Raw genomic sequence first — 13,195 nt, 5'->3', positions numbered from 1 at the left:
CCCTGCATGTGGGTGTGGGTAACGGCTTTCATCTGCGCCGTTGAAGATGCATAAGGGAACAAAGCTCATGACTAGTGAGATGCCATGACCCAGCCAATCGAACCTATCGTTCGCCGTAAATTGTCAGACGAAGTTTTTGACCGGCTTGAAACCATGATCACGTCGGGCGAATTGCTGCCGGGCGATGAAATGCCATCCGAACGGGTTTTGATGGAACGCTTCGGTGTGGGGCGTCCGGCAATCCGCGAGGCAATGCAGTCGCTTGCAAAAATGGGTTTGGTCAGCATTTCGCATGGAGAGCGCGCGAAGGTTCTCAAGCTCACCGCAAGGTCGATATTTCAACAGGTGGACCCAACCGCGAAGATCATGCTTGCGCAGTCGATGGAGACGCTCGAGCATCTGAAGAGCGCGCGTATATTTTTTGAACGCGGCGTTGCACGTGAGGCGGCGCAGAAGGTGACTGCGCGCGATATTTCCGAATTGCGGGATATCATTGAACGGCAACGGCAGTCATTGGGTGATGCCAATGCGTTCATCGCCGCGGATATGGAGTTTCATATTCGCATAGCAAAGATACTGGATAATCCGATCTTTGTGGCGGTCAGCGAAGCCATGCTGGCGTGGCTGAAAGAATACCACACACACATGCTGATCTGGACCGGCAAGGAAAAATACACGCTTGCCGAGCACACCGAAATTCTAGACCGTTTGGCCGAAAATGACGCTGAAGGCGCCGAGGCGGCAATGCTGGCGCATCTGAAGCGTTCACGCGACTTATATGTGAAGTGATCGACCGTTTGGGGTGAATTCCGTCGTAAGTTTGCATTGAGTACGGATTTTTCTGCTGCGTCTGCCCCAGACGTACATATTCCGATATATTTGCTTTTCCGGAAATAGCAGCATGTATAATATTTATTGATCAATTATTATATTTTAAATATATTTTGGTGGAATCCATAAAATATAGTTTAATTACTGCGCAATGAAGGCGGGAGCCTTCGTTGATTGTGTCAGTTTTGCAATTAATTAATGTCACTCTTGCCAATTTCAATTTATGTGGTGTAGCTTAAATAAGGGAATGCTGCATCTATCCGCTCTATATCAAAGGTATATACCTGACCGGAGGACCAAAGCATGAAAGCTCAAACTGAGCTTGCGTCACAGATAATTGGTTCAAATCGGCTTGAGAGTTTCGCTGACGGTCCGCCGTCGGGCGGGTAGCGTACGCACTACCAACTGGCACCAACACAATCATTGAGCTCCATTCATCCGCGACTTGTTCTTGGTGGATGACGTTTGAATTGCGGTGCAGTGCATAAAACTGAATAGCATGCGTCTTTATCATCCCCGACAACAAAGGAGAATTGCCGTGACTTTTGTTAAAGCCAAGGATGGAACAGAGATTTTTTACAAGGATTGGGGCCCGAAGGATGCGCAGCCGATTCATTTCCACCATGGTTGGCCATTAAGCGCCGACGATTGGGATAATCAGATGCTATTCTTCCTAAAGGAAGGCTTCCGCGTTGTTGCTCACGATCGTCGCGGCCATGGCCGGTCGAGCCAGGTCAGCGAAGGGCACGATATGGATCACTACGCGGCCGATGCTTCGGCCGTCGCGGAACATCTCGATCTTCGCAATGCCATTCATATAGGCCACTCAACCGGCGGCGGCGAAGTCGCTCGTTATGTCGCCCAACACGGCCAGCCACAAGGTCGTGTCGCCAAAGCCGTGCTGGTCAGCTCTGTTCCACCACTGATGGTGAAGACAGAGAATAATCCTGAGGGTACTCCGATCGAGGTGTTCGATGGCTTTCGCGCCGCTCTCGCCGCCAATCGCGCTCAGTTTTTCATCGATGTGCCGGCCGGCCCTTTCTATGGCTTCAACCGCACGGGAGCGGAGCCTTCACAAGGCGTGATAGATAATTGGTGGCGGCAGGGCATGATGGGCAGCGCCAAGGCGCATTATGAAGGCATAAAAGCCTTCTCGGAAACTGACCAGACTGCGGACTTGAAAGCGATTACAGTCCCGACCCTAGTGCTTCAGGGCGATGATGACCAAGTCGTTCCCTATAAAACTGCCGCGCTTATGCAAGACAAGCTGCTGCAAAACAGCAAGTTGATCATCTATCCGGGTTTCTCGCACGGAATGCTAACGGTCAATGCAGATGTGATTAACGCCGATTTGCTCGCCTTTATTCGCAGCTAAACGATAGATGCGCCGGTATTTTCCGGCGCATTTCACTTTGATTCATTGCGCTTGGCTTTTTGCCAGATGTTGAAAGTTGAACTATTGGAGCGGCGGTTCAAAAAACCAATTGCCCAGAACATAGGCTGCTTGACTTCATCGCTAAATGCAGAGGGCGTTCAAACACTGGGATTATGGTCGGTCACCCGAGGCTGCATGATGAAATTCGGAACGGGAAGTACGTTACGGTAAAGTCGCCTCCGCAGATCGGCGGGCACGAAAGCCGAGAATAACCTCTATACGGGATAGTTTTTGGGTAAACCCAGCCTGTTTCCAGCACTGTGTTCACCCTCGTTATATTTGAACAGGCTCAACGATATCAAAGGGACTGGCACAAGCGGGTTTTAGCTACACGACTTCAATTCGCCCCTTCATATTGGGATGAAACCGGCAATAGTAATCAATGTTGGCTTTGTCCGTGATGACCCTACTCGCCCGTTTCCCGGGTGGTATCATGATTTCCCATCCACCTTGAACTGCAGCGGTAGGAGCCATCGGGTCCTTATTTGTCCACTCAACGGTCCAGCCTGCCTTTACTTTGACAATGCTCGGTTCCCCACTTCCGTTATGATATACCTTTGTAGGTCCGCGCGTCAGCGATATCGGAAAAGTTCACCATCAGGAACCGGCTTGCCGGTTATCGCGGCTGTGATGTTTTGCGATGCGATCATGGCAAAGGTAATTCCGTTGCCACCGAAACCCATGGCTGCGAATATGCGTTCATATCCCGGTACACGGTCGATGATCGGCAAGCCATCTTTCGTAATTCCGAATGGCGAGGACCAGATATAATCTGGCTTATCGATCGCAATTCCGGTGAGGTCTTTCAGCTTTTTCGCGATGATGGCCGCTTTATATGCCAGCTTCTTTGGATCGTGGCTGCTTTCTTGCGCCTGCTCGTCTTCACCCCCGGCGATGATGCGCCCAAATGCATCAGTTCTCAAATAAAGATAGGGATCAGCAGCTTCCCAGACGAGCAAGTTGCGCATCCAACGGGGCACACCAGACATAGGCTTAGAAGCGATCGCCCAGGTCGATGTGATGCTGTGCCATTTGGTTTCCATCTGGGGGAGATATTCATAACCGGTGCAAAACACGGCATGTTCCGCAACCAGAACTTCGCCCTTTCGGGTCGCCAGAGCTACGCCGGAGGGCATCTCAGCCATATCGGTGATCTCGACAGGAGAAACAATATGGGCATTGCGCGTCAGCGCCTTGTGCAGAAGCCCGGCGGTCAGCTGTGCTGGATTGGCAGATGCGGAAACATCCGACAAAATCGCGGCGGGACGATCCAGTCCGAAGCGCGCAATCAGAGCTGCGCGGTTGAGATAGTCGGCTTTGATGCCGATCTCGTTGCGCGCCTCCTCCTCCTTGGCCAATGCTTGAGCGCTCATCTTGTTGCCTGCGAGATAGAGCGCTGACTTGCGATGCATTTGACAATTGATCTCAAGCCGGGCGGACAAATCGATCAAGTCCTGAACAGCCTGCGCTGATCGGAGCCAGGCCGCATTGGCTGGTGCGGCGCCGATTTTCCTGCGCAGTTGCGTGAGAGGTATGTCGATTTCATGCTGGATCATTGATGTGGACGCCGAAGTTGATCCGCGTACAGGTGGCCTGCGGTCAACGATCAACACGCTTTTTCCACTGCGGGTCAGTGCTTCCGCCATCAAAGCCCCGGAGATGCCTGCGCCGATGACGGTAACGTCAAAAGACTGATCGGGAAGATGCCGGTCCACTTGCACCGTGGAATTCGGAGTTTTTATCCAGAAGGGAATTCCGGTTCGCAACTTGTCTTTGCGGGTTGCAGCATCATGATCTGCCATGAACAATCTCCTCCAAAGATACGTGAAAACGGGATTTATGAGCGTTTGTGGCAGCCATTGATCTGATCGCGGACTAAAAAAGCTGGAACATCTGCCATGGTAATAGGTTTTGAGGGCAAACAGTTCCCTTAAAATCATCGAGGTGCAGGCATGACCAAGTCCAAAAAGTGGTCGGCAGAAGTGACCGAGCATAGCGATGCGCTGACACTGGAACCGCATATTTTCGAAGATAATGATCCGAAGAAGATCGCGCTCTCCCTGAAACGTTCGGCCGATCACAGTCGAAAGCGCAAAACCACTCCATTCCAATCGGCGATGTCGATGCTGACTTTTTATATCAATCGTGCTGGCACAAAGCTGCCGAAAGAGCGCAAACGAATATTGGAGCTGGCGAAAACTGAATTGCGCAGTGCTTACGGAAAGCCGGAGAAACGTTAAACAGCTGGCGGAACAATCGCCTCTGCGACAGGTTCGGCCCTTCTGGAAAAGAGGAAGGAAATCCGATGAAAACGCTGCAACCCGATACCGCAAACGCTGCCCAATTCAAGAAGAACGCTCTGGAATTGCAATCGGGCGATCCCCCGGAGATACCATCGCCTGAGCCCGAAAAAGTCCCCCAGCAGCCGCCGGAGACCATACCACAGCCCGATGGAGATCCCATTGGTCCTGACGAACCGGAACAAATACCGCCGCTTCCCGATCCCGGGCCACCTTCGCCGGAACCGGACAACCCAAGCCAGCCCATGATGTTTTAATGGCTACCTGGATAGGGGTGGTTCTTCAATAAATGGGCAAGATGGACACAATTTGCGGCGACCATTTTCGTCGTTGAAACAACGACTTCGGGAATTGTGTTGAGATCGACGAAGTTGGTTGATTGCATCGCCTCGCCACCCAATAGGTGACGGCATTCGCTGGCAAGGTAAAACCAACATCGTTCAAAGCCTGATATAGCTCGGCGGATACGTGATGAGCTCCATCCTCATTGCCAACCACAACCACCGCAGCAACACAGTCATAGGAAGGCATCCGGTTCTTGTCGTCTGTTTCGGAAAGAAAGGCATCCATGCGTTCCAAAACACGCTTACAGATGCTGGATGGCTGTCCGAGCCAGATCGGGGTGCCGAGAATAAAAATGTCCGAATCTAAAATCTTCTGCCGCACCATGGGCCATTCATCCTCGTCGCTTTCGCGGGATGTCACACCCGGCTCGATATTGAATGCGCTCAATCGCAGATGTTCGGTCTCTACCCCATATGGAATGAGATGAGAATCCAGATAGCGTAACAGTTCATCGGTCGAGGACGGCGTATGATCCGCCTTGCCTTTCAATGTCGCATTCAGCGCGAGCGCCTTGAGAGGGATGGGGATTGGAGAAGTCGTCGTCATTACGCATCTCCTTTTTTCTTCGTCGTGTTGGACTTTGGCTCGCTTAAAGCATCGGAGAGATTTCTGCGGTCGGGATCTGACAGGCTGTGTCCCGCTGCATCGCGTTGTTTGTCGGGATTATCTTCCGCCGGGTCATAACCGCGCGGTCGGTTTTCCGGTGGACCTTCCCATTTTGGTTTTTGATCGGTCGTTCCGGGCTTCGGTGAAGGATTTGCCATTGTTCAGCCTCCATTAATTGGGGAGGTCTAACTTCTCAAAACCACATATGTTTCGAACCAAATCGGTTTCTGTCGAAGGGCTTGCGGGAACGCAGTCTATTTCGGGCGGTATTGTTTTGCTCTTCGGGTCGCATTACGCAGCAATTCCTCAACATTCACTTTGGTAGTTTGATCTCCGTTTTCGTCCTCAATTGCCGTCCGTATCGCTTCGACTTCGCTTTCGGTGAGGTGCTCAATACCGATAAGCTGTGAACGCGCCCCTTCCAGACAACGAATGACTTCGTCCAGTTTCGCCTCCACCGCCGTGGAATCGCGATTTTGCGAATTCTGGATCAAAAAAACCATCAGGAAAGTGATGATTGTTGTGGCCGTGTTGATGACAAGCTGCCAGGTGTCGGAAAAGCCAAATATCGGACCCGAACAGGCCCATATGAGAATGAAACCCAAAGCAACACCGAACGCATAGGATGTCCCTGCCAGTTCAGCGATGGTCTGGGAGAGACGAGTGAAGAACTTTTCCATGGCAATTCCTCCTCCAGGATAGTGGAAGCCGACACAGCGCTCCATTGAAACTTATTTGACCGGGATCGGTTCCTTCGTGGCGAAGTCTATAAAGTAAAACGGCGTTGTCGAATTCCGAGGCTCCGGAAGAAATCAGCAAGAGGTCGCCGGAACATTTGCTCTACGAGATCGTTGGGCCAGGGAGGTTTATGGCGATGATTACACCCAACAAAACCACCGATAGTGCCCGTGTCTATCGAGCGCCGGGCGGTCAGAAAGCGGAATCTGAACGGCGCCGTGGATTGCAGGAAGGCCGTATCTATCTGATCTGGTGGATGGTCATTCTCGCGATCATCTGCATCGGTTACGCCACTACGTTCTGGATATGACGAGGAAGCCCAGCCGCACAAGCTTATCAAAAGCCAATCGATTGAGGAAACCATCATGACTGAGCAAGAGCAAAACCCGGCTCCATTGACTGAAGATGAGGATATCAAGTTTCTCGCCGAGAACTCGGATCTTTCGCCACTACAGGCGCGGGAACTGATCGAACGTTTGGGACACCGTGACCGGCAGAAGCTTCTCGCAGAGGCCAAAAAGTTCAAGGCGGAGAGCTAGCGCAGCTTTCGGGAAGCGGCTGTCCGGAACAAGTTCGCGGTTCTGCGAGTTTACCCGAGCAGGTAATCTGACACGGAATGAGGAAGCCATGGCTATCCGCGCAAACTGGAAAGGCCAGTTGAAAGTCGAGCAGCTTTTGATGCCTGTCGGTCTTTATACGGCGGTGTCAACCTCCGAGCGGGTTTCGTTCCATCTGGTCAATCGCAAAACGGGCAATCGTCTCAGCCGCGAATTTGTCGACAGCGATACAGGCAAACCTGTTCCGCGCGAAGAGCAGATCAAGGGATATGAAATCTCTTCTGGTCGTTATGTCAGTTTCGATGATGATGAAATCCAGTCGACCATCCCAGACAGCAACAAAACGTTGAACGTCACTCATTTTGTCAAATGTGGTGATATCGATGATGTCTATCTGGACCGCCCCTATTATCTGGCGCCTGTTGATGATGACGAGGTCTTCTCGCTTTTTAGCGACGGTATAAAAGCCGAAAACGTTGCGGCGGTCGCAGAGGCGGTGCTTTTCCGCCGCGCGCGCAAAATTCTTATCCGCGCGGAGGGCGATGGATTGATCGCAACGACGCTTAATTTTGATTATGAAGTTCGTTCTGCGAACGAAGCTTTTTCAAATCTCGAAGCATTCAAATTCGACCGGGAAATGCTCGATCTGGCCAAGCATATCATCGACACCAAGATGGGCCGTTTCGATCCCTCAAGCTTCGACGACCGTTATGACGCGGCGCTTGCCGAGCTGATAAAAGCGAAGATCGAAGGCAAGCCGCTCAAAAAGCCTGCCGCTCCAAAGACTGCTGACGTGATCGATCTGAAGGAAGCCTTGCGTAAGAGCGCAGCCATGAGCGCGCCCAAGAAAAAAGCGGCGAAAACCGCGACCAGCAAAGCGAAGCCCCGAAAGGCTGGATAATGGGACAGCCGCTTGAAACTTATCACAAGAAACGCGACTTCAGCCTGACGAAAGAGCCGCGCGGCAAGGCTGGGCGGAGCAAGGGCGACCTTTTTGTGGTGCAGAAACACGACGCGCGCCGGTTGCACTATGATTTCAGGCTCGAAATGGACGGCGTGTTGAAAAGCTGGGCGGTCACGCGCGGACCAAGTCTGGTGCCCGGTGAAAAGCGTCTGGCTGTCCATGTGGAGGATCATCCTCTCGAATATGCCGGTTTTGAAGGCACAATCCCCAAGGGCGAATATGGCGGCGGCACAGTCATTGTCTGGGACAATGGGCAGTGGAAGCCAATCGGCGATCCACACAAACAGTACAATAAGGGGCACATGGAATTCGAACTGAATGGCGAAAAGCTCAAGGGCCGTTGGCATCTCGTTCGAATGCATGGAAAGCCCGGTGAAAAGCGCGAAAACTGGCTGCTCATAAAGGGGGAGGATGAGTTTGCGCGGGAGGCAAACGATCCGGATATTCTCGAGGAAGAACCGCAATCGGTAAAAACCGGGCGGGTTATTGCCGAGGTGGAAGATGAAGCGCCGGGCTGGTCATCCAAAACCGGGCCTATCGCTAAAACCCGCGTTGCCAAAGAAAAGGCGCAACCTCTGCCGAAGCTCGCCAAAAAGGCTGCGATGCCGCAGTTCATCGAACCGCAATTGGCGACGTTGGTATCCGCTGCTCCAGAAGGGAGCCGCTGGATTCACGAAATCAAGTTTGATGGCTATCGTATTCAAGCGCACGTTTTAAACGGCAATGTCGTGCTTTATTCGCGCAGTGGGCTGGATTGGACCGAAAAATTCGGCCAAGCGATCACAAAAGATATTCTGGCGACCGGCGTCGACAATGCCATTTTGGACGGCGAAATTGTGGTGGAAAGCGGCGCGGGCTTGTCGGATTTTTCCGCGTTGCAAAGCGATTTGAGCGAGGGGCGTTCGGATCGCTTCGCCTATTATCTCTTTGATCTCCTCTATTTTAATGGCAACGATCTGCGTCAGGTGCCGTTGGTCGAGCGCAAGGCGCTGCTGGCAAAGCTTATCTCCCCTTCGATGGCCACATTACGCTATAGCGAGGCTTTTGATGCCGACGGGGAAGCTGTGTTGAACAATGCCTGCGGTCTGGGGCTGGAAGGCATCGTCTCGAAGCTGAGCGAGGGTCTTTATAGTTCGGGACGCAGCAAAGACTGGCGCAAATCGAAATGCATCGGACGACAGGAATTTGTCATTGCGGGCTTTGTACCTTCCAGCGCAACGCGCGATGCAATCGGTTCGTTGTTGCTGGGCGTTCAGGAAAAGAGAGGTCTCGTTTCGGTCGGGAGGGTCGGAACCGGATTTTCGGTCAAACTGGCCAAAGATCTTTATAAAAAGCTCAACGCGATGCGTCAGGAGAAAAGCCCCTTTGCCACGACGCTGACAGCTGAAGAAAAGCGCGGCGCGATATTCGTCAAACCGCAGCTCGTCGCAGAGATCGAGTTTCGCGCATGGACCGCAGACAGGAGATTGCGCCACGCGTCTTTCCGCGGCCTGCGGGACGACAAGGCCGCGAAGGAGGTCATCTTGGAGAAAAGTGCCATGCCAGCCCGGCCCGAAAAAGCAGCTTCCGAAGAAGCCGATGTGAAGCTCACCCACCCGGACCGTGTATACTGGCCGAAAGAGGGTATCACCAAACAGGGATTGGCGGATTATTACGCCGAGGTCTGGCCGCGCATTGAGCCGTTTATCATCAATCGGCCACTGGCTTTGCTGCGCTGTCCCACAGGCATCGACGGCCAGCACTTCTTCCAGAAACACGCGTGGAAGGGTCCGAACGAACATATTTTTGAGGTTGATGATCCGTCTGAGAAGGATGAAGAACCGTACATAGCAATCAAGGATTTCGACGGTCTGATCGGTTTGGTGCAGGCCGCCACGCTGGAAATACATCCATGGGGATCGACCCTTAAAAACTGGGAACTGCCAGATATATTGACGATGGATCTTGATCCCGGAGACGGTGTCGCCTGGGAGCGCGTCGTCGAAGGCGCTTTTGAAACAAAGGAGCGGCTTGAGAAACACGGCCTCACCACCTTTGTAAAAACGTCGGGCGGCAAGGGGCTGCATGTCGTTGTGCCGTTAAAACCGAAGGCCGACTGGGAAAGTCTGAAGGCTTTCACCAAGGCAATCGCCGACGAGATGGCGGCGGATAGTCCTGATCGCTACGTATCGACTATTTCCAAAGCCAAACGCAAAGGCAAAATCCTCATTGATTACTTGCGCAATCAACGCGGTATGACTGCGGTTGCGCCATATTCGCCTCGCGCTCGTCCGGGGGCAGCGGTTTCCATGCCGCTCGCATGGAACGAAGTGAGCCCGGCAATCGGCCCGACCCATTTCACCATATTGAATACGCCGACGCGGCTTGCGGCTTTAAAGAACGACCCTTGGGAGGATTTCAGCAAAGCGGCAAAACCTTTACCGAAGCGGTAAGGGAACGCGCCAAAATAAGTAGTTAGCGCTGTTTTTTCTCGTTGGCGAGACTTTTGCGCAAAGCATCCATGATGTTGATAACATTGCCGCTGGTCGGCGGGGGCGTGGCGCTGGATTTAGCCTTTGCGGGTGCTTTTGTTTTCTTCTTCTTGGCGGCGATCATCGATTTCAGATTCCTCTGAACCGGGTCCTTCAGCAAATCCGGATTCCAGTCTTCCGTCTTATCCTTGATCAGCTTACGAACCATGGAAAACAGCTTTTTATCGGGCTTTTCGCCCCCGATATTTGAAAAATAATCCTCAGGTTTTCGCACTTCATCGCCGAAATGCAAGGTCCATAAGACAATACCTGGTCCACGTGGCTCCAGAAGAACGGCTCGTTCGCGCCGGTACATCACCAGTCGCGCCAAGCCGCAGACGCCGCTTTTGTCCATCGCTTCCCGAATGACGGCAAAGGCTTCCTGCCCAACCTTGTCAGCGGGTGAGAGATAATGGGGCTTGTCGTACCAGATCCAACCGATGCTATCGCGTTCTACGAATTTATCGATATCGATGGTGCGTGTGCTTTCGAGGGCCACCGCTTCCAGCTCATCATCTTCAAGGAGGATATAGTCGCCTTCCGCTTTCTCAAAGCCCTTGATCTCGTCCTGATCGCGCACAGGCTTGTGCGTCACTGAATCGACATAGCGGCTGATGACCCGATTGCCTGTTTTGGCGTTGAGCGTGTGAAAGCGCACTTTCTCGCTGTCGCTGGTCGCTGGCATCAACTCCACGGCACAAGTGACGAGCGACAGTTTCAGGTAGCCTTTCCAGAATGCGTGCGGCACCGTTTCATCCCCTTCCGAGTGGAAGATAACCAGTTGAAGGCCGGAAGGTTCCGGTTTCAGAGCCGCGCTGGAACTCGTTAGGCGTTTGGGTGGTTATCAGCGAAGGAAATCCCGCCACAGCCATTTCGGGGAAACACCATTGCTCGAAAAACCGCCGATCCCGCATCGCCTGATCCATGTCACTGATACCGAGCCGGGCCTAAAGCGCATTCGTTGCGGTACGGGCTTTCGTTATGTCGATTGCCATCGACATGCGGTCAGCGCGAGGGAAAAGGTGCGGATAGCGGCCTTGGCCATTCCGCCCGCATGGAAGGACGTCTGGATATGTCTCGACCAGTATGGCCACACACAGGCTACAGGCCGCGACGCACGCGGCAGGAAGCAGTATATCTATCATCCTGCGTGGATGGCAGAGCGTGGACAGAGCAAGTTTTCAAGCTTGCAGGCTTTCGGTCAGAAGCTCAGCGGTCTCCGGCAAAAGATCGACGCAGACATGCGGCGACGTTCCCTCGGTCGGGAAAAGGTAGTCGCAACCGTCATCTGGATGATGGACAGACTGTTGCTGCGCGTTGGCAACCCTAACTATGCGCGGGAGAACAACAGTTTTGGTATCACCACGTTGCGCAATCGCCATGTCAAGGACGACGGAGCAGGCTTGCGTCTGGTTTTCACGGGCAAGTCGGGCAAGAGCTGGAACCTGAAACTGTCCGACAGGCGGATTGCACGGATTGTGCGGTCAGTACAGGAGCTGCCGGGGCAGCAACTGTTCCAATATATCGATGACGAGGGAGCCCGGCGTGCCGTTTGCTCGCAAGATATCAACGATTATCTGCGAGACGCCATGGGGGCAGAATTTACCTCCAAGCATTTTCGCACCTGGGCTGCGACCGCAGAGGCAGTTGAAGCACTCTGCTCGACGGAATTACCTGAAAGCGAAGCGGCCAGAAAGCGCGTGCTCAATCAAGTGATTGACGGTATCGCGCAATCGCTTGGCAATACGCGGGCGGTTTGTCGCAGCGCCTATATTCATCCGGGTGTTATCGAGCATTGGGAGCAGGGTACGCTAGCTGGCGAAGTGGAGGCCGCCGGGGCGAACCGGCTTGTGGCGCCTCGGCTGAGCAAAGCCGAACGCAACACGCTGAAATGGCTGATGGCGAATGCCTGAATAACGGAACTATTTCTCCCGCATCTGGTTAGTCATGAACTGACAAGGAAGGACGCAATTATGAAAACGGCCAAGTTTCTGCTCGGAATTTCGGGGTTAGCACTGGGATTTGCTCTGGCAAGAGCAGCATCGCCGCAAGTGCCCAAAGGCGTTGTGCCGGTGAAACCGTTCGATCTTTCCCGCTATCTTGGAAAATGGTTTGAGCTTGGCCGTATTGAAAACCGCTTCGAACGCGGTCTCACGCGCACAACGGCGGAATATTCTCTGAACCCTGATGGAACCGTCCGCGTCGTCAATAGCGGGTTTGATCCATGGAAAGGCCGTTCGACAAGTGCGACCGGTACTGCAAAATTTGTAGGCGCGTCCGACGAAGGTGCGTTGAAAGTGTCCTTCTTCGGCCCATTCTATGGCGGTTATAACATTGTTGATCTTGATGAGAATTACGAGTGGGCGATCATCGTCGGGTCAAGCCGCAACTATTTCTGGGTGCTTTCCCGATCCACAGTTCTCACCGAGGAACTGAAGGCCCGTGCGGTAGCCGTGGCGTTGCTTCTGGGGATTAATCCCGACGCGATCCACTGGATACCGCAGGAGAAGCCGCTGTAGAGGCCACTCATTCCACAGGATGATTTGCCATCTCCCTGCAGGATGCGGCGCAGCGTTGGCAAGCCGCCACACATTCTTCCATACCATCCAGCGCGCGACAGCTTTCCGCGCAGTCGTCGCATATCCGGGCGCAGAGCCTGCATAGCTCATTGTGGATGGGGCTCTTAAGCATCATCACGTGCGCCGCAGTACGACAAAGTTCGGCGCAGCCCAGCATGGTTCTGAAATGTTTTGGTTCGACATGTGCGCCTCCACGTTCCAGACAATGGTCGGACGCCATTTCGGTGCAGATGCGATAGCAGTCGAGACAGGCGGTGATGCATTCAGTCTGCTTTGCGTCGTGCATTTTCCCGTTCCTCCTTTGACATGTTCGAACCCCAAACCATGAAA

15 protein-coding genes and 1 pseudogene are annotated in these 13,195 nt (G+C 53.2%); 10 read left to right on the top strand and 6 right to left on the bottom strand.

Annotated features, from left to right (window positions below):
* The first annotated feature begins 84 nt into the window (after positions 1 to 84).
* Together FIC94_RS17270 and FIC94_RS17265 are read left to right on the top strand one after the other, a co-directional pair.
* Positions 85 to 789, top strand: a complete 705-nt coding sequence (locus FIC94_RS17270) for a transcriptional regulator NanR (RefSeq protein ID WP_140025713.1) — start codon at positions 85 to 87, stop codon at positions 787 to 789.
* Positions 790 to 1,330: 541 nt separating this feature from the next.
* Positions 1,331 to 2,206, top strand: coding sequence for an alpha/beta fold hydrolase (locus tag FIC94_RS17265; protein ID WP_210237305.1), 876 nt, complete (start codon positions 1,331 to 1,333; stop codon positions 2,204 to 2,206).
* Between the two features lie 632 nt (positions 2,207 to 2,838).
* Here the strand turns inward: FIC94_RS17265 and FIC94_RS17260 are convergent.
* Positions 2,839 to 4,068, bottom strand: a complete 1,230-nt coding sequence (locus FIC94_RS17260) for an NAD(P)/FAD-dependent oxidoreductase (protein ID WP_140025863.1) — start codon at positions 4,066 to 4,068, stop codon at positions 2,839 to 2,841.
* 150 nt (positions 4,069 to 4,218) lie between these two features.
* On the opposite strand from FIC94_RS17260, the gene FIC94_RS17255 reads away from it, so the two are divergent.
* Together FIC94_RS17255 and FIC94_RS17250 are read left to right on the top strand one after the other, a co-directional pair.
* Positions 4,219 to 4,506: a DUF3175 domain-containing protein gene (locus tag FIC94_RS17255; protein WP_109365888.1), complete on the top strand. Its 288-nt coding sequence runs from the start codon at positions 4,219 to 4,221 to the stop codon at positions 4,504 to 4,506.
* A 65-nt stretch (positions 4,507 to 4,571) separates the two neighbouring features.
* The gene (locus FIC94_RS17250; RefSeq protein WP_180918036.1) at positions 4,572 to 4,823 is read left to right on the top strand and encodes a chitin-binding protein; all 252 of its coding nucleotides are present in this window, start codon (positions 4,572 to 4,574) and stop codon (positions 4,821 to 4,823) included.
* Here the strand turns inward: FIC94_RS17250 and FIC94_RS17245 are convergent.
* From FIC94_RS17245 to FIC94_RS17235, 3 genes and pseudogenes are all read right to left on the bottom strand, one after another.
* A pseudogene (locus FIC94_RS17245) lies at positions 4,820 to 5,433 on the bottom strand (flavodoxin family protein). The gene FIC94_RS17250 and the pseudogene FIC94_RS17245 overlap by 4 nt on opposite strands.
* A gap of 23 nt (positions 5,434 to 5,456) precedes the next feature.
* The gene (locus FIC94_RS17240; protein WP_140025710.1) at positions 5,457 to 5,675 is read right to left on the bottom strand and encodes a hypothetical protein; all 219 of its coding nucleotides are present in this window, start codon (positions 5,673 to 5,675) and stop codon (positions 5,457 to 5,459) included.
* A gap of 96 nt (positions 5,676 to 5,771) precedes the next feature.
* Positions 5,772 to 6,197 carry a low affinity iron permease family protein gene (locus FIC94_RS17235; protein ID WP_140025708.1) on the bottom strand — a complete coding sequence of 142 codons (426 nt, stop codon included), beginning with the start codon at positions 6,195 to 6,197 and terminating at the stop codon, positions 5,772 to 5,774.
* 194 nt (positions 6,198 to 6,391) lie between these two features.
* Between FIC94_RS17235 and FIC94_RS22495 the strand changes: the two genes are divergently transcribed.
* From FIC94_RS22495 to ligD, 4 genes are all read left to right on the top strand, one after another.
* Positions 6,392 to 6,565 (top strand): hypothetical protein, encoded by a 174-nt coding sequence (locus FIC94_RS22495; RefSeq protein ID WP_180918034.1) that lies wholly within the window; start codon positions 6,392 to 6,394, stop codon positions 6,563 to 6,565.
* 55 nt (positions 6,566 to 6,620) lie between these two features.
* Entirely contained in the window at positions 6,621 to 6,794 is a 174-nt protein-coding gene (locus FIC94_RS22490; RefSeq protein WP_167836116.1) for a hypothetical protein, read from the top strand.
* Positions 6,795 to 6,882: 88 nt separating this feature from the next.
* Positions 6,883 to 7,713 (top strand): non-homologous end joining protein Ku, encoded by an 831-nt coding sequence (gene ku / locus FIC94_RS17230; RefSeq protein ID WP_140025706.1) that lies wholly within the window; start codon positions 6,883 to 6,885, stop codon positions 7,711 to 7,713.
* A complete protein-coding gene (ligD, locus tag FIC94_RS17225) occupies positions 7,713 to 10,208 on the top strand; it encodes a DNA ligase D (protein ID WP_140025704.1) in 2,496 nt (831 codons plus the stop codon). Before ku (FIC94_RS17230) ends, ligD begins: the two co-directional genes overlap by 1 nt.
* 22 nt (positions 10,209 to 10,230) lie before the next feature.
* Here the strand turns inward: ligD and ku (FIC94_RS17220) are convergent, their stop codons facing one another.
* A complete protein-coding gene (gene ku / locus FIC94_RS17220) occupies positions 10,231 to 11,034 on the bottom strand; it encodes a non-homologous end joining protein Ku (protein WP_109366411.1) in 804 nt (267 codons plus the stop codon).
* A gap of 139 nt (positions 11,035 to 11,173) precedes the next feature.
* Between ku (FIC94_RS17220) and FIC94_RS17215 the strand changes: the two genes are divergently transcribed.
* Positions 11,174 to 12,199 carry a DNA topoisomerase IB gene (locus tag FIC94_RS17215; protein ID WP_140025702.1) on the top strand — a complete coding sequence of 342 codons (1,026 nt, stop codon included), beginning with the start codon at positions 11,174 to 11,176 and terminating at the stop codon, positions 12,197 to 12,199.
* 60 nt (positions 12,200 to 12,259) lie between these two features.
* Positions 12,260 to 12,805, top strand: a complete 546-nt coding sequence (locus FIC94_RS17210) for a lipocalin family protein (RefSeq protein ID WP_140025701.1) — start codon at positions 12,260 to 12,262, stop codon at positions 12,803 to 12,805.
* Between the two features lie 7 nt (positions 12,806 to 12,812).
* Here FIC94_RS17210 and FIC94_RS22945 read toward each other — a convergent pair whose 3' ends face one another.
* Entirely contained in the window at positions 12,813 to 13,151 is a 339-nt protein-coding gene (locus tag FIC94_RS22945; RefSeq protein WP_121538936.1) for a four-helix bundle copper-binding protein, read from the bottom strand.
* Positions 13,152 to 13,195: the final 44 nt, after the last annotated feature.

This window comes from Ochrobactrum teleogrylli (assembly GCF_006376685.1).
Classification (GTDB): domain Bacteria; phylum Pseudomonadota; class Alphaproteobacteria; order Rhizobiales; family Rhizobiaceae; genus Brucella; species Brucella teleogrylli.
This window is presented reverse-complemented; position numbering and strand designations above follow the sequence as displayed.

Coding starts and splice junctions, on each gene's coding strand:
- FIC94_RS17270 (WP_140025713.1), top strand. CDS start 85: ATGACCCAGCCAATCGAACCTATCGTTCGCCGTAAATTGTCAGACGAA.
- FIC94_RS17265 (WP_210237305.1), top strand. CDS start 1,331: ATGCGTCTTTATCATCCCCGACAACAAAGGAGAATTGCCGTGACTTTT.
- FIC94_RS17260 (WP_140025863.1), bottom strand. CDS start 4,068: ATGGCAGATCATGATGCTGCAACCCGCAAAGACAAGTTGCGAACCGGA.
- FIC94_RS17255 (WP_109365888.1), top strand. CDS start 4,219: ATGACCAAGTCCAAAAAGTGGTCGGCAGAAGTGACCGAGCATAGCGAT.
- FIC94_RS17250 (WP_180918036.1), top strand. CDS start 4,572: ATGAAAACGCTGCAACCCGATACCGCAAACGCTGCCCAATTCAAGAAG.
- FIC94_RS17240 (WP_140025710.1), bottom strand. CDS start 5,675: ATGGCAAATCCTTCACCGAAGCCCGGAACGACCGATCAAAAACCAAAA.
- FIC94_RS17235 (WP_140025708.1), bottom strand. CDS start 6,197: ATGGAAAAGTTCTTCACTCGTCTCTCCCAGACCATCGCTGAACTGGCA.
- FIC94_RS22495 (WP_180918034.1), top strand. CDS start 6,392: ATGATTACACCCAACAAAACCACCGATAGTGCCCGTGTCTATCGAGCG.
- FIC94_RS22490 (WP_167836116.1), top strand. CDS start 6,621: ATGACTGAGCAAGAGCAAAACCCGGCTCCATTGACTGAAGATGAGGAT.
- ku (WP_140025706.1), top strand. CDS start 6,883: ATGGCTATCCGCGCAAACTGGAAAGGCCAGTTGAAAGTCGAGCAGCTT.
- ligD (WP_140025704.1), top strand. CDS start 7,713: ATGGGACAGCCGCTTGAAACTTATCACAAGAAACGCGACTTCAGCCTG.
- FIC94_RS17210 (WP_140025701.1), top strand. CDS start 12,260: ATGAAAACGGCCAAGTTTCTGCTCGGAATTTCGGGGTTAGCACTGGGA.
- FIC94_RS22945 (WP_121538936.1), bottom strand. CDS start 13,151: ATGCACGACGCAAAGCAGACTGAATGCATCACCGCCTGTCTCGACTGC.